This is a genomic window from Candidatus Baltobacteraceae bacterium (assembly GCA_036559195.1).
Lineage (GTDB): Bacteria > Vulcanimicrobiota > Vulcanimicrobiia > Vulcanimicrobiales > Vulcanimicrobiaceae > JALYTZ01.
The window spans coordinates 1-5,297 of sequence record DATBTN010000034.1 but is presented as its reverse complement, the minus strand read 5'-3'; the positions used below and the strand labels follow the sequence as shown (position 1 = coordinate 5,297).

The following is a 5,297-nucleotide window of genomic DNA, read 5'->3' as shown; positions in this document are numbered from 1 at the left end:
GACGCAATGCCGATGCTCACCGTAATCACGCCGAAGTTCGAATCGGGATTCGGCAGCTTGCGATTTTTCACCGCAACGCGAATGCGTTCGGCGAACTCGGTCGCGCCCGCCTCGGTGGAGGCGCCTAAGAGCACGACGAATTCTTCACCGCCGAATCGCGCGACCATATCGGTCTTGCGACCCAGACAGCTCATGATCGCTTGACTCACTTCCTGCAGTGCCTGATCGCCGCGCAGGTGACCGTACCGATCGTTGAATGCTTTGAAGAAATCGATGTCGATGACCATCATCGTAACGGTGCTCGCGTGGCGGTGTGCGTGCGAGAGGACGTAATCGAAACGCTCGTCGAAGGCGCGCCGGTTGGGGAGCCCCGTCAGATCGTCGTGCGACGCGAGATTCGCCAGCCGCCCGTAAAGCACGGTCGTCTCCGAGAGAACGCTCAATAGCACCGTCGTGCACGCGATCAGCGCGTCGATCGACGACGCGTAGCGGCTGAGCGGGAAATTGTGCGAACCGACGATAGCGAAGAGCGCGGCTTCCAGCGCGGAAGCCCAGAGCGCGACGAGAAGCCAGAGCCGCAGGCTGGTACGTTTGCTCGCCCAGGTTAGTGCGATCGTGAGCGCGAGCGCGTGCAGCAGCACGACGCCGATCGCGAAAAGCGCCGTCGATCGTTCGAGAGCCGAGAAACCGAAGACGAGTGCGGAGAACGACAACAGGGCGGCACACAAAAAACCGACGATTCGCAGCGCCCGCTCCGAGCTATCGCCGCGACTTCCGATCAAGCGTTCGAACGTAACGTAGAGTAGAATGCCCAGCGGGAAGGCTACGAGCGAGCTGGCCACCAGGCCGCGCGATTCGAGCGGGAAAACGAGCTGGGCGACGGCGAGCACGCCCATCGTTAAATACGTCGCAAAGAGCATCGCGAACGGTACGCCGCGGTTGGTGCGCAGGTGACCGAAGAGCATGACCGCCGTAAGCGAAAGAGCGGCGAAGTCGACACCGGTCGTAAACGTGGAGTACGTGGCGGGCGAGATCGGCCGCAGCAATACGGGCAACGTTCCGAGCACCGTAACGTATAACAAGACCTTCGCTGCAAATACTGCAGCGCGGCGTTGTCTCGGGTTAAACTGCGAACTCGCTACGTTTAACAAATGACGGTACCGCCGGTGCCATAAGGACGGCGACGACTCGTTGTGCCCATATCATCCATGATGCTTCCCTAGAATAGCGCCTTCGAGGTCCCAAGCCCTAGGCGGTTGGCTAAGGATGAAACCTTCGGCTCATAAAATGCGGACGATTTTGGCGCCGCATAACCAAGGCTTAACAATCGACCGTCTCCTTGCGCTAAGACAGGTGACGGGCCGCCGGGTGGAAAGAGCAGGGCATGCACAATGACGATGCCGAGACCGACGCGCTCGAAGCGACCCAGGTTAAGAAACATCTCTCGCCCGAACTGCTCGCGTTGTTGCGCAAAGCGCAGGACGAAGAGACCGCCGATGCGAGCACGCTCGAAATCGTCGCCGCAATCGCGCGCGCGTTTACCGACTCCGGCCTTCTCGAGTTCGTTTACCTGCCCGAGGACGAGGACGACGAGCGCCATGCCGATCCGGACGACGAGCCCGTCGCCTGGTTTGCCGTAGAGCAAGTGGAAGTCGACGCCGAACGCGGCAGCGTCATTCTTTTCGGCGACGTCACGCACGTTCTCAATCCGCCGATCACCCTCGAAGGCATCGAAGACGACGAGGACGAGGACCGCTAAGGTTTCCGCTCCAATACATTCTGCACGCACGCAATCGTTACGGGAGGTTCGCACGAATGGATCGCAAGTTTACTCGCTCCGACGCGCTCAAATCCCTGATCGTCCTACCGGCACTCGCCGCGGCGATCATCGAAACGACCGACACCGCCGACGCGAAATCGTCGAAGGCGCAATTTAAGTACCAGAGCCATCCAAAAGGCAGCGCGAAGTGCAGCGGCTGCTCGCTCTTCATCCCGGGCAAACACGCCTCGGCGATGGGACAATGCAAAGTCGTAGCCGGCTCGATCAGCCCCAACGGCTGGTGCGTAGCCTACACCGCCAAACACTAGTCGCCCACCGCCCCCGCCGCTTCGACAAACTCGTGCTTCGACAAGCTCAGCATGACAAGCGCGGGCGGCATTTGTCATGGTGAGCTTGTCGAACCATGGGGCGTGGCACGTGCTTCAACAAGGTCGTGCTTCGACAAGCTCAGCATGACAAGCTCGTGCTTCGACAAGGTCGTGCTTCGACAAGCTCAGCATGACAAAAATGCGCGCCCCCCCCCTTGTCATCCTGAGCTTGTCGAAGGACGGGCCATGTCGCAGGGCGGGTTACGCTATGGGGCGGTTTCGCTGAAGAGGCGTTTTAAGAATGCTTCGTGTTTGAACGAGGCGTTGGCGCCGAAGCGCACGACGACGAGATCGATCGACGGTACGACGTAGAGCGCTTGTCCGCCCGCGCCGCTTGCGTAGACCAGATCGCTTGGCGCACCCGGCGGTGCGAGCCACCACGTCAATCCGTAGCGCGGGTTGGTGCTCGCGGCGGTGAAACACGGTGCGAGCGAGGCGGCGTTGCGCGCCACGAATTCGCCGTACTTGGCCCACTCGCGGGCGGTTAAAAATGCGCCGGTCGGCAGCGGCTGCGTCCCGTCCTTGAGCGTGCGCCAGGAGGCGACGCGTACGCCGATCGGGTCGAGAACCCGCTCGCGCAGATACGCGTGCGGCGTGAGGTTGCGCGACGCGAGTTTGCGTGCGAGCACCGCGCCGAATACTTGCAGCGGGATTCCACCATAGGTGAAAACCGTTCCCGGATCGTTCTTCAGCTCGACCGCGAGCGCGCGCTCGTATCCCGGGACGGCGCTGCCGAGGCCGCCGAATCCGATCCCGCTGTTGAGCTGGAGCAACTGCCGAAGCGTCACCGTCGCCTTGCGTGCGTCGGAAGCCCACGCGTCGAACGTCTCGGCGACGCGTTCGTCGATCGAGAGCAGCCCGTCGTTTTGCGCGGTGATGGCGGTCACGCCCCAGAAAGCCTTCGTGCCGCTGTAGAGCGCATGCGGGGTGGCCTCGTCGAAGCCGGCTCCATAGCTCTCGGCGAGCGGCTCCCCGTGCGAGAGAACGAGCAGGGCGTTGGGTTTGTGCCGCTGCGCGTAGGCGGCCGCCGCCTCGACGGAGAGCTTCATCCCCGGTGCTTCGCGCTCACCCGGTCGTTCCCGGCTGGGTTTGGGTATAATGGAGCGATGAGTCGCGCTTTTGTAAAAGACGATGACGGCATGCCCGACAAGCCGCTCGCCGTTCCCCAGACCGATCACCCGAACTACGTGACGCCCAAGGGTCTCGAGCAGTTGCGCGAGCGGCTCGCGCGCGCGCGGTCGGCGGGTGAGGCGAGCCAGATCGAGCACCTCGAGTCGCGCGTCGAGTCGGCCATCGTCGTCGATCCCCGCGAGCAACCCACCGAAAGCGTGAATTTCGGCGCGACCGTTCGGATCGAGGAGCCGGATCGCTCGACGCATATCTACTCGATCGTCGGCGAAGACGAAGCCGACCCGCTGCACGGAAGCATCAGCTGGATCTCGCCGCTCGCGCAGGCGCTGCTCGATAAGCGCACGGGCGACCGCGCTATTTGGAGGCGTCCCGCCGGCGACTTATCGGTTCGCGTTCTCGGTATCGAGTATCGCTAAGGTGAGTTCGTTCGATCTAGTCGTCATCGGCAGCGGTTCGGCCGGCACGACCGTCGCGCAGACGTGCCGCAAGGCCGGCTGGAGCGTCGCGGTCGTCGACGAACTGCCGTTCGGGGGAACCTGCCAACTTCGCGGCTGCGACCCCAAGAAAGTGCTCGTCGGTGCGGCAACGCTCGTCGACTGGGGCCGTCGCATGGCGAAGATCGGCGTGATCGATCGCGCGCCCGCGCTGGAGTGGAGCGATCTCATGCGCTTCAAACACACGTTCACCGATCCGGTTCCGGCCAAACGCGAAGCGACTCTCAAAGAAGCCGGCATCGCGACGTTTCGCGCGCACGCGAAATTTCTCGATGGCGAGCGGCTCGATATCGGCGGCGAAACGGTACGCGCCGAACACGTCGTGCTCGCTACCGGCGCGCGCCCCGCGCCGGTAGCGCCCGGCGACGACCTGTTGCTTACGAGCACCGATTTCCTCGACTTGGAACGGCTGCCGGAGCGATTGACCTTCGTGGGCGGCGGATACATCTCGTTCGAGTTCGCACACCTCGCCGTTCGTGCCGGCGCGAAGGTGCGAATCGTGCACGCCGGAGCGCGCCCGCTCGAACAGTTCGACGCAGATCTCGTCGATCGTTTGGTCGCGTACTCTCGCGAGCTCGGCATCGAGTTGCAGCTCAACGCGCGCGTCACGCGTATCGAGCGGCGCGGTGCGGACGTCGTCGTCATCGCGCAATCCAACGACGGCAAGACGCTGGAATTTCCGGCCGACGCCGCGATCCACGGAGCGGGGCGCGCGCCGAACCTCGAGGGCCTCGATATCGAACGTGCGAACGTGGAGCGCACGAAGCGCGGCGTTCGCGTCAACGAGTTTTTGCAAAGTACGAGTAACCCGCGCGTCTACGCGGCGGGCGACTGCGCCGACGGCGGCGGCGCGCCGCTCACCCCGGTCGCGGGCGACGAGGGCGAAACCGTCGCCGCGAATCTGCTGAGCGGCAACAAGCGCACGATGGATTTCAGCGGTTTGGCGAGTTGCGTGTACGCGATTCCGACGCTCGCGTCGGTGGGGTTGAGCGAAGCGAAAGCGACGGAGCAAGGCCTCGCGTTCGACGTTCGCAGCGGCGATATGACGCAATGGTATTCGAGTCGCCGCCTCGCCGAGGAAGCGGCGTACTACAAGGTGTTGGTAGAAAAGGAAACGGGCCGGATTCTCGGCGCCCACATCTTAAGTTCGTACGCCGACGAACAAATCAACGTCCTCGCGCTAGCAATTCGTCACCGCATGAAGGCCAGCGACATCTCCGAAGCCCTCTTCGCCTACCCCAGCGGCGCCTCCGACCTGCAATACATGTTCGATTGACGCCGTCCTTCGACAAGCTCGTCCTTCGACAGGCTCAGGATGACAAAGCGTTATTGTCGCGTCATTGTCAAAAGGGAGCCGTTGTTTGACGGCTCCCTTTTTTTCGTTGTTTTTTTAGGGCTTAGGGTTTAGAGATCGCCGCACGAGACGTAGCGTTTGGGGTTTTTCGCGTCGTGCACGTTGATCGCGTAATGGCCGTCCTCGAGCTGCTTGAGGGTTACGCCGCTTATGGTGCTCATCGAGGTTCC

The 5,297-nt window shown here is 62.7% G+C and carries 6 protein-coding genes; 4 read left to right on the top strand and 2 right to left on the bottom strand.

The genetic code is table 11. From position 1 onward, the window contains the following. Positions 1–1,082, bottom strand: a 1,082-nt coding sequence (locus VIG32_03845) for a GGDEF domain-containing protein (GenBank protein HEY8297137.1), incomplete at its 3' end; no start/stop codon positions are given. A 302-nt stretch (positions 1,083–1,384) separates the two neighbouring features. Here VIG32_03845 and VIG32_03840 point away from each other — a divergent pair. After that, positions 1,385–1,759 (top strand): hypothetical protein, encoded by a 375-nt coding sequence (locus VIG32_03840; GenBank protein HEY8297136.1) that lies wholly within the window; start codon positions 1,385–1,387, stop codon positions 1,757–1,759. A gap of 56 nt (positions 1,760–1,815) precedes the next feature. After that, positions 1,816–2,088: a high-potential iron-sulfur protein gene (locus VIG32_03835; protein ID HEY8297135.1), complete on the top strand. Its 273-nt coding sequence runs from the start codon at positions 1,816–1,818 to the stop codon at positions 2,086–2,088. 266 nt (positions 2,089–2,354) lie between these two features. Here VIG32_03835 and VIG32_03830 read toward each other — a convergent pair whose 3' ends face one another. Then, a complete protein-coding gene (locus VIG32_03830) occupies positions 2,355–3,197 on the bottom strand; it encodes a serine hydrolase (protein HEY8297134.1) in 843 nt (280 codons plus the stop codon). A gap of 57 nt (positions 3,198–3,254) precedes the next feature. On the opposite strand from VIG32_03830, the gene VIG32_03825 reads away from it, so the two are divergent. Beyond that, positions 3,255–3,695: a GreA/GreB family elongation factor gene (locus VIG32_03825; protein ID HEY8297133.1), complete on the top strand. Its 441-nt coding sequence runs from the start codon at positions 3,255–3,257 to the stop codon at positions 3,693–3,695. Between the two features lies 1 nt (position 3,696). Further along, complete coding sequence (locus VIG32_03820) at positions 3,697–5,049, top strand: NAD(P)/FAD-dependent oxidoreductase (protein HEY8297132.1); 1,353 nt, start codon at positions 3,697–3,699, stop codon at positions 5,047–5,049. Positions 5,050–5,297 lie beyond the last annotated feature (248 nt).

Excerpts from the sequence above, each read along its gene's own strand:
- VIG32_03840 (HEY8297136.1), top strand. The coding sequence starts at position 1,385 with ATGCACAATGACGATGCCGAGACCGACGCGCTCGAAGCGACCCAGGTT.
- VIG32_03835 (HEY8297135.1), top strand. The coding sequence starts at position 1,816 with ATGGATCGCAAGTTTACTCGCTCCGACGCGCTCAAATCCCTGATCGTC.
- VIG32_03830 (HEY8297134.1), bottom strand. The coding sequence starts at position 3,197 with ATGAAGCTCTCCGTCGAGGCGGCGGCCGCCTACGCGCAGCGGCACAAA.
- VIG32_03825 (HEY8297133.1), top strand. The coding sequence starts at position 3,255 with ATGAGTCGCGCTTTTGTAAAAGACGATGACGGCATGCCCGACAAGCCG.